Genomic DNA, 15189 nt, shown 5'->3' with positions numbered 1-15189 from the left:
TTAGACGATATAATTTGGAGCCTCTTTCGTAATTTGTACATCATGTGGATGACTTTCCCTTAAGCCAGCATTCGTAATTCGAATAAATTTTCCGTCCTGGCGCAATGCTTCAATGGATGCCGTACCGCAATATCCCATACCAGCACGCAGCCCTCCTACTAATTGATGAATCGTATCTGCTAAAGGACCTTTATATGCTACACGGCCTTCAATTCCTTCTGGCACAAGTTTCTTCGCCTCAGATTCCTCTTGGAAGTAACGATCTTTAGAGCCTGCTTTCATCGCCCCAACTGAACCCATGCCTCGATACACTTTATACTGCCTACCTTGGTAGATTTCTGTTTCTCCCGGGCTTTCCGTAACACCCGCAAACATACTTCCGAGCATAACAGCATGCGCGCCTGCTGCTAGTGCTTTGACAATATCCCCAGAGAATTTAATACCACCATCTGCAATAACAGGTACGCCATATGGTGCAGCAGCTTTTGCACAATCATATACAGCTGTAATTTGTGGAACGCCAACCCCTGCAACTACTCTAGTCGTACAAATCGATCCTGGCCCAATTCCAACCTTAACAATGGAAGCACCGGCTTCTATTAATGCTTTTGTTGCTTCCGCCGTCGCAACGTTTCCAGCTACAATATCTAAATCAGGATAAATTTTTCGTACTGCTTTTACTTGGTCAATGACGCCATTCGAATGGCCATGAGCAGTATCAATGACAATAACATCTACACCGGCTTCTACAAGCTTTTCAATTCGTTTCATCGCATCACCAGTCACACCTACAGCTGCTCCGACGAGTAACCTTCCTTGAGTATCTTTGGCTGCTTTAGGAAATTCAATCACTTTTTCAATATCTTTAATGGTAATAAGCCCTTTTAAAGTTTGTTTATCATCTACTAGTGGAAGCTTTTCAATTTTATATTGCTGCAATATTTTCTCTGCTTCTTCTAGTGTTGTACCAACAGGGGCAGTTACGAGCTGTTCCTTCGTCATTACATCAGAAATAGCTATGGAATAGTCTTGAATAAAGCGCAAATCACGATTGGTTAAAATACCGACTAGCTTTTGTTCCTCAACATTATTTACAATAGGTACGCCAGAAATGCGAAATTTCCCCATAAGATGCTCTGCATCATATACTTGATGCTCTGGTGTCAAAAAGAATGGATTGGTTATTACGCCACTTTCTGAACGTTTTACACGATCTACCTGCTCTGCCTGTTCTTCGATAGACATATTTTTATGAATAATTCCAATACCGCCTTGACGAGCCATCGCAATGGCTAAACTTGCTTCTGTTACCGTGTCCATCCCTGCACTCATCAACGGTGTATTTAATGTAATTTTATCCGTTAACGTTGTACTTACATCTACATCCTTCGGTAACACCTCGGACTTCGCTGGCACTAGCAAAACATCATCAAAAGTTAAACCTTCTTTTACAAACTTATCTTCACGCATTCATTATCCTCCTTTTTTAATTTAGCAATAGGAAGCAATTCCTGTTGTAATCATTTTGTGGCTATATGCAAACTTACATGTATGGTTAATCCGTACTGAGATAAACTAAAATAAGATCTATTTTTATATACAATACGCCAATGAAATAGCTTTTTCAACCCGATTTTAAAGGAAATAAAAAGTAAATGGATTCAAAATTTTTGCATAGTTAGAAGGTGTGTATATGCTTCGTGAAGATATTTTTTTAACTTATTTACAATCGCAGCAAACGGCTCAATCCTACTTACACCATTGCTATGTAAAAAATAATGTAGTCGATGCAGAAGTAAATAGTTATCATAATTGCAACGCTTTTCTCTATTATATGGATCATGGAAAGCGTTTCTTTGAACAAGGGAGAAAGACAGAACTATTTATGCAGCCGATCCTTTATTTTTACGGCATGGTTCACCTTATTAAAGCTTGTTTATTAACAAAGCGTCCTCATTATCCAGAATCAACAAATTTATTAGCACATGGTGTAACTGCAAGAAAAAAGAAAAAGAAAAATTATCATTTTTTAAACGATGAAGTAAAGATACAGCATAATGGACTTTTTCCATACTTTTCAGAGCATTTATTTGCGCTAGAAACCCCGTTTGAAAAACGGAGTATGCAAAAATTACTCGCGCTCATTCCCGAAATGCAACCTGTTTTCCAGTTAGATCAGAATCCGCATTTGGCAGCTGTAGGAAGAATATCATCACCACTGTTAGAATTTCCAGTTCATTTGTTAGATAGCTATCACTTAACTGAAGCGGCTTTTATAAAGCGAATTCAAGCATACGTTCCTCCTATTAAATATACAGATACGGATAAGCAGAAGATTCGAATGGAGGTAGAGGAACCTATTTTAGAGCCTTGTGGACCATTTTTTATGCAACAACATTCAAAGGAATTATATTTCCCGGTCTATCGGGAAGATTTTTTCCCCATCCATGAGGTAATGGTTCACTACTTAGTCCTTTACAATTTAAGTATGCTCGGTCGCTATGAAACGGAATGGTGGGGCGACCTTTTTGTCCATAAAGCTGATGTTGATTTCCCTTATATATCACATTTTTTAGAATTGGCAGCTTGGAAAACACCAGCTTTACTTATGAATGAATTATACAAGCAACGCAAAATTTAGAAACAAAATGTGTAATTACGGATAAAACCCATAAAATCTGGGAGACTTCTTTGAAAAACGTGTAGAAAGGAGGCTCCTTATCTTTCTACTATAGGAAAGTTTCTATTAAAACTATACTGCTTTTTGTCCTCCCATTACAATAATACTTCAATAAATAAGTCTGGATAATTTTCTAAAGCAATAATTTGATTATCTTTTAACCGTACCATAGGACGAGTTGGTTTCTTTTCATCCGTAAATACAATTTCCGCTGTTTTTTGGTTGGATAGCTTCACCTTCGTACCGATCGAAAACTGTGTCATCATTTGTATAAATAACTGAATCATTTCTGGATCTAACTTTGTAAACTTTTCGGCCTGCAATACTTCGATAACTTTGAAAGGAGACTGCTTTTGTTTATAGTAACGTTCACACGTCATTGCATGGTAGGTATCACAAATAGCTATGATTCGAGCATACCGATTAATTTTCCTTTCTGTTAACCCGAAAGGATACCCGCTACCATCAAGTCGTTCATGATGCTGTGAAATGGCTTGTTTTATGTCTGACTTTAGAATAGGCACGTTTTTAATAAATTGATAGGAATATATTGGATGGTTTTTAATTTCATTCATTTCGGCTTCCGTTAGCATAGTCTCTTTTTCAATAATGGTAGGATTTATCCTTGCCATTCCACAATCACTCAGCAATCCTCCTAACCCTAATTGCAACCATTCTCCTTTAGAAAATTCAGATTTATAACCAATGTACGCTGCTAATATCGCCATGGCTATATGATGATGATAGATATAATCTTCTTTTTTAGCATAATGATGCAATTTAAATACATACTTACTTATCTCTTCCATGTTATCTAATAATGGTATGATTAAAGCACGAACTTCTGTAATATCAATGCGCGCACTGCTCTGCCATTTAGCAAATAGTTTTTTGTATTGTTGAACTGTACGCTGATATTGCTTAGAAAAAGATGTGGTAGGATGTGTAGCCACTTTTATCGTTTCGGTTTGTATTTCTTTCTGTTTGTCACCTTCAGCCTGTTTTTCGGAAACATCTACTTTTTCAATGAGAAACTTATGTAAAACAGTAATATGTTCCTCTGTAAGTACTGTATGCTTAGGAATAATAGCACGATGTGATTTTCCTTTCACATCGCGAAGCAACACACAACCTGGTGAAAGTGCATTAGTTTCAACCCACAAGTAAATTCCCCCTGTACCTTTGTGTAATCGATTTCAAAAATTTAAAACTGCTATCCAATGGTTAGAGGCTGGAGGGCGGACTCCCTCCGTTACCATCTAATCCATTCATGTCTACTAGTAGATTAGCTTCATTGAGATTTATTCATCGCTCGATTCCGCTTCGTCTTGTTCTTGCTCTTGCTCTTGCTCTGTATTTTCTTCTTCATCTGGTTCAATTCGAGCAACTGTTGCTACTTCTTCATCTTCATGCAAACGAATTAAACGAACTCCCATTGTATTTCTTCCTGTGACCGAAATACTTTCAACTGGAATACGAATAAGCACACCAGCTACGGTAATCAACATCAAATCTTCTTCTCCAGAAACCGCCTTAACTGCAACAACGTGACCAGTTTTTTCTGTTAGATTACAAGTGAAAATACCTTTCCCACCACGGTTCGTCGTGCGGTATTCCGACTCTGGCGTTTGTTTTCCAAAACCTTTATTCGTTACGTGGAGAATATTCGCATCTTCTTGTAGGATCTCCATTGATACAACTTCATCATCTTCTCGCAAAGAAATACCTTTTACACCTGCCGCACTTCTTCCCATTGGACGAACTTGGTCTTCAGGAAAACGAATGAGATATCCATTTTTCGTCGCGATCATGATATCTTTCATTCCATCTGTCAGACGTACAGATATAAGTTCATCGTCTTCTCTAAGACCTACTGCAATTAAACCACCTTTTCGGATATTAGCAAATTGCGCTAGCGAAGTTCGCTTAGATATACCATGCTTCGTCGTAAAGAATAAAAATTGATTTTCCATATAGTCATTAACAGTTATTACTGCATTGACCCACTCGCCTTTTTCTACTTGTAACAAATTAATAATTGGTATTCCTTTTGCCGTTCGACTAAATTCAGGGATCTCATACCCTTTCGCTTTGTATACTTTTCCTTTATTCGTAAAGAATAAAATCGTATCATGTGTTGAAGTAGAGACAAGATGCTCAACAAAATCATCCTCGTTTGTTCCCATACCTTGTATACCACGGCCACCGCGATTTTGCGTGCGGTAAGTGGAAGAAGGAAGACGTTTAATATAACCTTGGTGCGTTAACGTAATCACAATATTTTCTTCAGGAATTAAATCTTCATCCTCAAAGAAATCACTACCACCAATTACGATTTCTGTACGCCGATCATCATTAAAACGTTCTTTGATTTCAGCAAGCTCCTCACGAATAATTTCTAAAACCTTTTCTTCATCTGCAAGAATGGCTTTCAATTCTTCAATGAGCTGCTTTAATTCTTTATATTCATCTTCAATTTTTTCGCGTTCTAAGCCTGTTAAGCGTTGCAGACGCATATCTAGAATGGCTTGTGCTTGCTTTTCTGATAAATCAAAACGTTCCATTAAACCGTTACGGGCAATATCTGTCGTTTTGGAGTTACGAATGAGTGTAATCACTTCATCTAAATGGTCAAGTGCAATGCGCAATCCTTCTAAAATATGTGCCCTTGCTTCTGCTTTGCGTAATTCAAATGCTGTTCGTCGTTTTATAATTACTTTTTGATGCTCTAAATAATGCTCCAAACATTGTTTAATCGTTAACACTTTTGGACGTCCATCAACAAGTGCTAACATGTTAATGCCAAATGTCGTTTGCAATGCGGTATGCTTGTACAAATTATTTAAAACAACATTCGCATTAGCATCACGTCTAAGTTCTATAACGACTCTTAACCCATCACGATCAGATTCATCACGCAAATCCGTTATACCATCAATGCGCTTGTCTCGAACAAGCTCCGCAATTTTTTCAATCAATTTTGCTTTGTTTACTTGGTAAGGTAATTCAGTAGCGATAATTCTCGGCTTCCCGTTCGCTGTCTCTTCAATTGTTACTTTTGCGCGAACGGTAATGGAACCTTTTCCTGTTTCATATGCTTTTCGAATCCCACTACGACCAAGAATTTGCCCAGCAGTTGGAAAATCAGGCCCATGAATATACTCTCCCATTAACTCATCAATCGTAATATCTGGTTGCTTGCTCAATGCGAGTACCGCATCGATCGTTTCTCCTAAATTATGTGGTGGAATGTTTGTCGCCATACCTACCGCAATACCAGATGCACCATTCACTAACAAATTCGGAAAACGTGCTGGAAAAACGACAGGTTCTCTTTCCGATCCATCATAGTTATCGACATAATCAATGGTATCTTTATTAATATCTCTTAGTAATTCCATGGAAATTTTCGACATTCTTGCTTCGGTGTAACGCATAGCTGCTGCTGAATCGCCATCAACCGAACCAAAGTTTCCATGCCCATCAACAAGCATATTACGATAGCTAAAATCTTGTGCCATACGCACCATGGCTTCGTATACAGCTGAGTCACCATGTGGGTGATACTTACCAATTACTTCTCCGACAATACGTGCTGATTTTTTATACGCTTTATCTGCATGCATACCTAAATCATTCATTGCATATAATATTCTACGATGTACAGGTTTTAATCCGTCACGAACATCAGGCAATGCACGAGAAACAATTACACTCATAGCATAATCTAGGAATGATGTACGCATCTCTTTCCCGAGATTGATTTCCTGTACTTTTGGACGTTGTTGATCCGCCATTATCCGACTACCTCCATTTACTCATCTAACCAAGCAATAATTAAATGTATTATGTCTTTATCCGATTCATTTCGTAATTGTGTTAGAAAAACTTAGCTAATCGCCAAGTATTTCTCGTTTTCCATTGCCAGTTTATATATCAAGATTTTTTACATATTGTGCATTTTCTTGGATAAAGTTACGTCTTGGTTCTACTTTATCACCCATGAGTACATCAAAAATTTGATCCGCATCGATTGCATCAGATAATTCTACTTGTAGTAATGTACGCGTATCAGGACTCATCGTCGTCTCCCAAAGCTGCGTCGCATTCATTTCTCCTAGACCTTTATATCTCTGTAATCCAGGCTTAGGCGCTTTTGGCAATTCTGCTAAGATTTGCTCCATTTCTTTATCATTGTATGCATAGTGAACAGCTTTTCCTTGCTGAACTTTATAAAGCGGCGGCTGAGCAATATATATATATCCATGCTCGATTAACGGCCGCATATATCGATAAAAGAAAGTAAGTAAGAGCGTACGAATATGAGCTCCATCTACATCCGCGTCTGTCATTAGAACTATTTTATGATAACGAGCTTTGGAAATATCGAAATCTTCGCCAATGCCCGTTCCTAATGCTGTAATAATGGAACGTACTTCATTGTTCGACAAGATTTTATCTAAACGTGCTTTCTCCACGTTTAAAATCTTTCCTCTTAAAGGTAAAATAGCTTGAAAATGCCGATCTCGACCTTGCTTTGCGGAACCTCCAGCTGAGTCTCCCTCCACGATGTACAATTCACTAATGGACGCATCCTTAGAAGCACAGTCTGCTAATTTCCCAGGTAAATTAGATACTTCTAAAGCGCCTTTTCTACGTGTTAATTCTCGTGCTTTTTTAGCTGCGTCACGTGCTCTAGAAGCCATTAATCCTTTTTCTACAATAATTTTAGCTACAGTAGGGTTTTCAAATAAAAACTTAGAAAATAGTTCACTAAAAACAGAATCTGTCACTGTTCGAACTTCACTATTTCCTAATTTCGTTTTCGTTTGTCCCTCAAATTGTGGATTTGGATGTTTAACAGAAACAATTGCTGTCAAACCTTCACGGACATCTTCCCCAGATAGATTTGGATCGTTTTCTTTAAATAGATTATTCTTTCTGGCATAGTCATTAATAACGCGGGTTAGCCCCGTCTTAAAGCCAGCTTCATGTGTACCACCTTCGTACGTATGAATATTATTCGCAAAGGAATATAAATTACTTGCAAACCCATCATTATATTGAAGTGCTATTTCTACAGCAATTCCTTGGTCTTCTCCTTCTGCGTAGAAAGGCTCATGCAAGACTTCTTTTGTTTGATTAATAAACTCTACATAAGAACAAATACCACCTTCATAACAGTAGCTAACAGGCTCCTTATCCGTACGTTTATCTTCAATGGTTATTGTCAAACCTTTATTTAGAAATGCCAATTCACGAAGACGCTGTACTAATGTATCAAAATTATATTCTGTCGTTTCATCGAAAATAGTGGGATCTGGCGTAAAATGAACAATGGTACCAGTAATATCTGTTTCGCCAATAACCTTTATTTCCCCTTGAGGGACACCTTTTTCAAACCGTAAGAAATGAATGTTATTGTCTCGGTGAACATAAACTTCTAAACTTGAAGAAAGGGCGTTTACGACGGAAGCACCAACACCATGGAGGCCTCCAGAAACCTTATAACCGCCACCGCCAAATTTACCGCCGGCGTGTAGTACGGTCATAATAACTTCTAACGCTGGTCTACCTGTTTTTTTCTGAATATCAACAGGTATTCCACGCCCATTATCTTTAACCGTAATGCTATTATCTTTTTCAATAAATACTTCAATGTGATCACAATAACCGGCTAAAGCTTCATCAATACTGTTGTCTACAATTTCCCATACGAGATGATGTAATCCCTTTTCACTTGTTGATCCAATGTACATTCCAGGTCGTTTTCGTACAGCTTCTAAACCTTCCAAAACTTGAATCTGGTCTGCATCATACGCCTGTTCCTTCATGACTTTATCTTCCATTGACATGTTCTCACTTCCATTTCTATACTTCTTCCGATTCCAATTCTTTTATATCATCTGAAAAATCATCAAGCTTACTAATCGTTGAAATCATACTTGCTCTTTTTTTCAGTGTAGATACAGATAAGGAGCTATAATAAATGCAATCTTTTGTTATCATGACGGATTTCGCTTCTTCCTGTGTACCTTCTAATTTTTTTTCTGTAGAAGCTGCTGCCATAAATTCTTCCATTATCGTTGATGATGAAATTAGATGGTAATCAATAATTGCAATAACATCATTGGAACGTATCACATGGTCATTTCCAATATGGATAAACATGACGATTCCCCCGTATTTAAGATTCTACTTTCCCATCCCTCACCCGAAAAATGGCTGCTTGGTTTAATGTTTCATGCTGAATACCATCTACACTTGTGGTGGAGACAAAGGTTTGTACCTTTCCTTGAATAGTTTCTAATAAATGGGACTGTCGGTAATCATCTAGTTCGCTTAAGACATCATCTAGCAGTAAGATCGGATATTCCCCGACTTCGTTATAAATTAATTCAATTTCGGCTAATTTAACCGCTAAAGCTGTCGTACGTTGTTGACCTTGTGAACCGTAAATTTGGACATTTTTATCATTCACATAAAATAATAAATCATCTCGATGGGGACCAATTAACGTTGTTCCTCGATCGATCTCTTTATCTTCAATTTCGCTAAATTTACGATTATATATATCTGCTATTTTTCCCTTATTCGCTTCTTCTGATACGTCTATTGTCGGATCGTAAGCAATATGCAACGTTTCTAACTGACGGCTTATACCATAATGAATTGGACTAGCCCATTTTCTTAGCAAAGTCAAAAAAACAAACCGCCTTTCTAATAAAGTTGCGGCATGTTCAATAAGCTGATCGGTTAAAACGTACAACATCGTTCGATCTTGGGTAGATTGTCGTTGTAATTGCTTTAATACGTGATTCCGCTGTTTAAGAATCTTTTGAAACTGGCCTAGATGATAAATATAGCGCGGTTGGATTTGACCTAGTTCCATGTCCATAAACCGTCTGCGAATTTGAGGTGCACCTTTGACAAGCGTTAAATCCTCTGGAGCAAACATTACGACATTAAAGGCTCCAATGTAGTCACTTAATTTCTTTTGCTCCATGCGATTTAATTTTGCCTTTTTCCCTTTTGCGGAAATGACAATTTCAAGCGGAAAAGACTGATTTCGTTTGGTCACTCTACCTTCTATTTTAGCATACTCTTCTTCCCATTTAACTAGTTCCTTTTCCCTGGGAGTACGATGGGATTTCGTAAACGCTAATAGGTAAATAGCCTCCATTAAGTTTGTCTTCCCTTGTGCATTTTCGCCTATAATCACATTAATTGCATGGTCAAAAGTCATATCTAGGCTTTCATAATTGCGATAATTTTTTAATTGGAGTTGTTGTATATGCATGTTTCATCCTCTTTATTCAGGAAATAGTTCGCTAGGTTTTACAGCCTCTTAGCTTGTAAAATAATGCAGGTTCATTATGGTGGAAGCTAAAACATTATTGTTGATGGCAACTATCTATAAACGGTTTGAAAATATCTATTCTCGGTCCACTTGGAAACATCCAACTTCATCTATTTCTACCTTATCACCAGCATATAACTTTCTCCCACGACGATGTTCACGCTCGCCATTTACAAGTACACCTACATCTTGTAAATATGTTTTGACCATACCGCCAGAGTCTAAGATATTTATTAATTTTATAAATTGCCCCAATTGGATATATTCCGTTTGAATCATTATTTTCTCACACATTGTTTATCACTCATTTTCTTTTCTTAATAATGTTTTTTGTAATTTCTATTGCACGTTAACAGTCTTTTCAATATATAACGATGTAAAAGAATGACGCTCAATCTCTCATATTCCTATTTTACTAAAGATTTGCCTTTAAGGAAAGGTATCCTACTTCTTTTCTAAAATAAAGTCTCTGTAAGGCTTTAAATCTGTTTGTAAAAGCTGTTTGTAGCTTTATTCAGGTGTGAAATAACTTGTAAACCTTTTTTAACTATAGGAAAGCATAAAATTTGTTGCTTTCGCATACGGATTCAACGAAATAGACACGTACTGCTTCAGCGCCCAGCAACTAGGAGACTTCACTCCATTGCCCTACGATAAGTCACCATCGGTTCGTGCCTCACCATGATTCTTAAAACTTTAGTTCATTCGTTCCAGTCGCTACGTTGCTAACCGGGCGCCTGAACCTTTGTTCAATATCCTCTAATGCAAAGAAGCCAAACAATCTGTTTATAATTGTTCGGCTTCTTATTTCATCTGATTATCTATTGTTTAGTATGTGCGTACGGGTAAAATCAATTGGAGAATCGAATCATCTTCAACTGGTTGAATAATAAATGGGCGCATAGCACCTGTAAAAGCAATTTTTACTTCTTCATAATCAATTACTTTTAACGCATCAATCATATATTTTGAACTAAACGATATTTTTAAATCTTCACCTTCTATAGAGGAAATGGAAACTTCTTCCGTAACATTTCCTATTTCTGGATGGTTACTAGCAATTTCCACCATGTTATTGTTTTTCGTTGTTAAACGAACGACATTGTTTCGCTCTTCTTTAGCTAATAAAGATGCTCGATCGATCGTATGTAATAAATCTTTTGTACTTACATATAAGATCGTTTTACTCGCATCAGGAATTAAACGTGATGTTTCAGGGTAACTGCCATCAAGTAGTCTAGACAAAAATTGCAAATGCTTCGTACGGAATAAAATCTGGTTATTCGTTACACTGATTTGAATTTTTTCTTCGCTATCATCCATAATTTTATTTAATTCATTCAAACTTTTTCCTGGCACAACCACATTTGAAAATTCATTCGTCGTTTCTGTTACGGGAACGGTTCGTGAAGCTAAGCGATGACTATCTGTCGCTGAGAAAGTGAGTGTTTGATCAGCTAATCTCATATTCACTCCAGTTAAAATAGGTCTTGTTTCCATGGTTGATACAGCAAAAACAGTTTGTTTAATTAAGCTTTTTAAAAGGTCTATTGGGAGTTCAAAACTGTCATCTGTTTGTAATTTAGGTAGTTGTGGATATTCTGCTGCATCTTGTCCATTTAGATTAAATTCTGCTTTACCTGAGCGAATCGTTACTTTTAAACTTTCATCCACTTCTATTTCCACAATTTGTTCTGGAAGTTTGCGAACAATATCAGGAAAATATTTGGATTGAAGCACAATACTACCTTCTTCGATATGATCTACGTGAATAATTCCCTCTTCTTCAGCTGGAATATAAGATTCGATAGATATATCAGAGTCGCTTCCTGTTAATGTTATCCCATCTTTTCTTGCTTCCAACTTTATTCCCGATAAAATAGCGACAACTGGACGAGATGAAATAGCCTTCATGACGTTTTGTACGGCCGTCATTAGTTGATCTCGCTGTATAACAAATTTCATATATTTTTCCTCCTAATGGAAGTTTCCTATATATTTATGTTTACATTTTTGTACGTTTATTTCCTGCATACATATATATATTTATTAATAAAAAATAATAGTAATAATAATAAGGCCTGTTAGTATGTGGAAAACTAGGAAACATTCAACTCGTACAAGTTATTCACATGTGGATAACTTGTATATAAGTAAGTACCCCTTATGCACATTGTTAACAAGCCAAAATAAAGTAGCAATCCATTCTAGTGTTGAAAAAGGTGTTTAAGAAGATTGCTTACTCTAAAGTTTTTTCTCAAGATAAGAAAGTATAAAATTTGATGCTATGGCGTAACCAAATAACTGAATGGGCTCCGACCGGCTCCAACGCCCAGCAACTAGGCGATTTCACTCCATTGCTCTAAGCTAAGTCATCATCGGTTCGTTCTAAATAGGAAGGTCGACTAAAGACGGGCTTGCCGGAGGGCTACGATTTCCACCATAAGGCTTGGCAATAAGCTAAGTCATCTGTAAGCATCAACACATGTTAAGAGAAATAGATTTGCATCTATCATGGACATTTAGTAGCTACTTTACATTGATTTTATTTGTTCTTTAAGCTCTTCTAATTCTTTAGCTAGCTGTGTATCTTTATCGATCAGTTTGGATATTTTTTCATGCGCATGAATGACGGTTGTATGGTCTCTTCCTCCAAATTCCTCTCCAATTTTAGGCAGAGAAGAGTCGGTCATTTCTCTTGATAAATACATAGCTATTTGACGAGGAAAAGCGATGGATTTTGTACGTTTTTTAGCTAAAAAATCTTCCAACCGAACATTGTATCTCTCGCCAACTATTTCTTGAATACTAGCAATGGTGACTACTTTTGGTTTATTACTAGGAATAATATCCTTTAAAGCATCTGCTGCAAGGGAAGCATCGATGTCTTGATTAACCAGCGATGAGTAGGCAACGATACGAATGAGTGCCCCTTCTAATTCACGGATATTTGTATCAATTTGGTTTGCAATATAGAGCATTACTTCATTGGGGATATCAAGACCTTCTGCTTTAGCTTTTTTAGTTAGAATAGCAATTCGAGTCTCCAAATCAGGTGGAGTAATATCCGTAATCAATCCCCATTCAAACCTTGATCGAAGTCGATCCTCCAGTGTAGGAATTTCTTTTGGAGGTCTGTCACTAGAGATAATAATTTGTTTGTTGTCATCATGCAGTGCATTAAATGTATGGAAAAATTCTTCCTGTGTTGATTCCTTCCCAGCAATAAATTGTATATCATCAATTAATAAAATATCTACATTGCGATACTTATTGCGAAAATTGACGGTCTTATTATCCATAATGGCGTTAATAAATTCATTGGTAAATTTTTCTGAAGACAAATAAACGACTTTAGCTTCCGGATTATGATCTTGCACGTAATGACCGATGGCATGCATCAAATGGGTTTTCCCTAAGCCAACTCCACCGTAGATGAATAAGGGGTTATATGCTTTTGCTGGCGCTTCGGCTACAGCTAAAGAAGCAGCATGTGCAAAACGATTACCAGCTCCGATAACAAATGTATCAAATGTGTATTTTGCATTTAACAAAGATTTAGAGTGATCATTAAGTTCGTTAGCTTTCCCTTGATTTGATGTAGGAGCAGATTCTGCATCTTTCGTCGTACTAGGAATAATAAACTTAGCTTCTATTTCAGCTCCAGTTATTTCTGTTAAGATTTCCGAAATAAGCCTCGTATATTGATTTTCTAACCAATCCCTAGCAAATTCATTGGGTGCAGAGACGATGAGCGTATTATTGTCCAAAGATTCTGCTTTGGTATTTTTTAACCACGTATCGAAGCTTGGCTTACTAATTTTTTCTTCTATCTTTTCAAGTGCTGCAGTCCATACTTCTTGTATATTTTCCAATCAGGAGTTCACTCCTTTCTAATAGTAGATAAATGATTCATTGATTAATCCGTATATAGCTGTTAACCAATCGAGTTGACGACAGAGAATGAAATATTTGTCATCTTGCTATGTTAGTAGCATATACATGACAGAAAAAGCCTCTCTCAATCTTATAGTCCATGTTCCATGAACAATTTTATAGATGGAAAGGCATATGGTAATCTCCATATCGTAATTTCTTGTCTGTGGATAAATATAAATGATCAATAAAAGGGAAAGATAGACTTATAAACGATATCCACATTGTTGTTGATAACCTTAAAAACAAGTATGTTTATAAGTATCCACACCTTATCCACAATCTGTGCATAAGTGTATTTGCTTTTTTTTATTTTCACAGGTTAAACACAAATATAATATCAGAAAAAAGCAAGAAGTGCAATGGTCTTTCGACGGTTATCCACAAAGTCTATAGCTTGTAGACAAAATTTATCCACACCACTATATTTTGTGAATGATTTGTCGATAATTGTTGTGGATAGGAAAAAGGGGATATATATTTGTCAACAGAGGCTGTGGATATGTGAAAAAAATCTGGGAAGGACATGAAGACTAATTTTTAGCAAAAAAGAGAAGCACTCTATCATAAAATGGACGCCTAGACGGACAAATACATTTGAAAGAGGTATTTCTCATAAAAGCTAGCGTACTGTTTTTCCGTATCGGTTATTTCTACATTTAACTTGTTTGTTTATAAAACTCAGTAAAGTGTACATAAATAGAGTGCTGGAATTTTAGCGGTTATAATTATGGCGAGAATAACTTGGCACATACGTGGATATGTAAGGAAGTTTATTAAATGAAAGTGGAATTGAAGGCTTTATCTATAAAGGTTTTGTAAGAAGACAAGTTTTTCTAATAAGAACAAGTTGACAGATACCCTTATTTTTACGTATAATTACAAAGACTGTCTGATGACGGATTAAGAAATGGTATAATTCATCCCTTAGGGAGGTGCAAGATAAATGAAAAGAACGTTTCAACCTAATAATCGTAAACGTAAAAAAGTACACGGCTTCCGTACACGGATGAGCACGAAAAATGGTCGTAAAGTAATTGCTCGTCGTCGTCGTAAGGGTAGAAAAGTCTTGTCAGCATAGACCACTGAACCATCAGTGGTCTTTTTTTCACTAGTAGGAAAGTATTTTATCGTATCAGAAAAACGATAGCGTTTTCTGCCACGGGCTGGTGACTAGCTAAGTTCTTTTAAACAAAATCGTAACATTGGTGAA

The 15189-nt window shown here is 36.8% G+C and carries 11 protein-coding genes; 2 read left to right on the top strand and 9 right to left on the bottom strand.

The genetic code is table 11. The annotated features are described in order from the left end of the window. A complete protein-coding gene (gene guaB, locus BUB45_RS13650; protein ID WP_073010590.1) occupies positions 1–1470 on the bottom strand; it encodes an IMP dehydrogenase in 1470 nt (489 codons plus the stop codon). Between the two features lie 223 nt (positions 1471–1693). Between guaB and BUB45_RS13645 the strand changes: the two genes are divergently transcribed. Beyond that, positions 1694–2641 carry a YaaC family protein gene (locus BUB45_RS13645; protein WP_073010587.1) on the top strand — a complete coding sequence of 316 codons (948 nt, stop codon included), beginning with the start codon at positions 1694–1696 and terminating at the stop codon, positions 2639–2641. 134 nt (positions 2642–2775) lie between these two features. Here the strand turns inward: BUB45_RS13645 and BUB45_RS13640 are convergent, their stop codons facing one another. The 8 genes from BUB45_RS13640 to dnaA all read right to left on the bottom strand — a co-directional run bounded on the left by BUB45_RS13640 (position 2776) and on the right by dnaA (position 13915). Next, positions 2776–3843: an HD-GYP domain-containing protein gene (locus BUB45_RS13640; protein ID WP_073010584.1), complete on the bottom strand. Its 1068-nt coding sequence runs from the start codon at positions 3841–3843 to the stop codon at positions 2776–2778. A gap of 138 nt (positions 3844–3981) precedes the next feature. After that, complete coding sequence (gene gyrA / locus BUB45_RS13635) at positions 3982–6477, bottom strand: DNA gyrase subunit A (RefSeq protein ID WP_073010582.1); 2496 nt, start codon at positions 6475–6477, stop codon at positions 3982–3984. A 132-nt stretch (positions 6478–6609) separates the two neighbouring features. Then, positions 6610–8535 (bottom strand): DNA topoisomerase (ATP-hydrolyzing) subunit B, encoded by a 1926-nt coding sequence (gyrB, locus tag BUB45_RS13630; protein ID WP_073010579.1) that lies wholly within the window; start codon positions 8533–8535, stop codon positions 6610–6612. A 16-nt stretch (positions 8536–8551) separates the two neighbouring features. Further along, positions 8552–8851: an extracellular matrix regulator RemB gene (gene remB, locus BUB45_RS13625; protein WP_073010576.1), complete on the bottom strand. Its 300-nt coding sequence runs from the start codon at positions 8849–8851 to the stop codon at positions 8552–8554. 16 nt (positions 8852–8867) lie between these two features. After that, positions 8868–9980, bottom strand: a complete 1113-nt coding sequence (gene recF / locus BUB45_RS13620) for a DNA replication/repair protein RecF (protein ID WP_073010573.1) — start codon at positions 9978–9980, stop codon at positions 8868–8870. A 135-nt stretch (positions 9981–10115) separates the two neighbouring features. Then, the gene (yaaA, locus tag BUB45_RS13615; protein ID WP_073010570.1) at positions 10116–10334 is read right to left on the bottom strand and encodes a S4 domain-containing protein YaaA; all 219 of its coding nucleotides are present in this window, start codon (positions 10332–10334) and stop codon (positions 10116–10118) included. 534 nt (positions 10335–10868) lie between these two features. After that, positions 10869–12005: a DNA polymerase III subunit beta gene (gene dnaN / locus BUB45_RS13610; protein WP_073010568.1), complete on the bottom strand. Its 1137-nt coding sequence runs from the start codon at positions 12003–12005 to the stop codon at positions 10869–10871. A gap of 569 nt (positions 12006–12574) precedes the next feature. Beyond that, positions 12575–13915, bottom strand: a complete 1341-nt coding sequence (dnaA, locus tag BUB45_RS13605) for a chromosomal replication initiator protein DnaA (protein ID WP_073010565.1) — start codon at positions 13913–13915, stop codon at positions 12575–12577. A gap of 1007 nt (positions 13916–14922) precedes the next feature. Here dnaA and rpmH point away from each other — a divergent pair. Then, entirely contained in the window at positions 14923–15057 is a 135-nt protein-coding gene (gene rpmH, locus BUB45_RS13600; protein ID WP_050350585.1) for a 50S ribosomal protein L34, read from the top strand. The last annotated feature ends 132 nt before the right edge of the window (positions 15058–15189 follow it).

The organism is Virgibacillus chiguensis, assembly GCF_900129865.1.
Classification (GTDB): domain Bacteria; phylum Bacillota; class Bacilli; order Bacillales; family Amphibacillaceae; genus Virgibacillus; species Virgibacillus chiguensis.
This window is presented reverse-complemented; position numbering and strand designations above follow the sequence as displayed.

What these genes read in the sequence shown, in the direction of transcription:
- guaB (WP_073010590.1), bottom strand. Translation starts at nt 1,470, where the DNA reads ATGCGTGAAGATAAGTTTGTAAAAGAAGGTTTAACTTTTGATGATGTT.
- BUB45_RS13645 (WP_073010587.1), top strand. Translation starts at nt 1,694, where the DNA reads ATGCTTCGTGAAGATATTTTTTTAACTTATTTACAATCGCAGCAAACG.
- gyrA (WP_073010582.1), bottom strand. Translation starts at nt 6,477, where the DNA reads ATGGCGGATCAACAACGTCCAAAAGTACAGGAAATCAATCTCGGGAAA.
- gyrB (WP_073010579.1), bottom strand. Translation starts at nt 8,535, where the DNA reads ATGTCAATGGAAGATAAAGTCATGAAGGAACAGGCGTATGATGCAGAC.
- remB (WP_073010576.1), bottom strand. Translation starts at nt 8,851, where the DNA reads ATGTTTATCCATATTGGAAATGACCATGTGATACGTTCCAATGATGTT.
- recF (WP_073010573.1), bottom strand. Translation starts at nt 9,980, where the DNA reads ATGCATATACAACAACTCCAATTAAAAAATTATCGCAATTATGAAAGC.
- yaaA (WP_073010570.1), bottom strand. Translation starts at nt 10,334, where the DNA reads ATGTGTGAGAAAATAATGATTCAAACGGAATATATCCAATTGGGGCAA.
- dnaN (WP_073010568.1), bottom strand. Translation starts at nt 12,005, where the DNA reads ATGAAATTTGTTATACAGCGAGATCAACTAATGACGGCCGTACAAAAC.
- rpmH (WP_050350585.1), top strand. Translation starts at nt 14,923, where the DNA reads ATGAAAAGAACGTTTCAACCTAATAATCGTAAACGTAAAAAAGTACAC.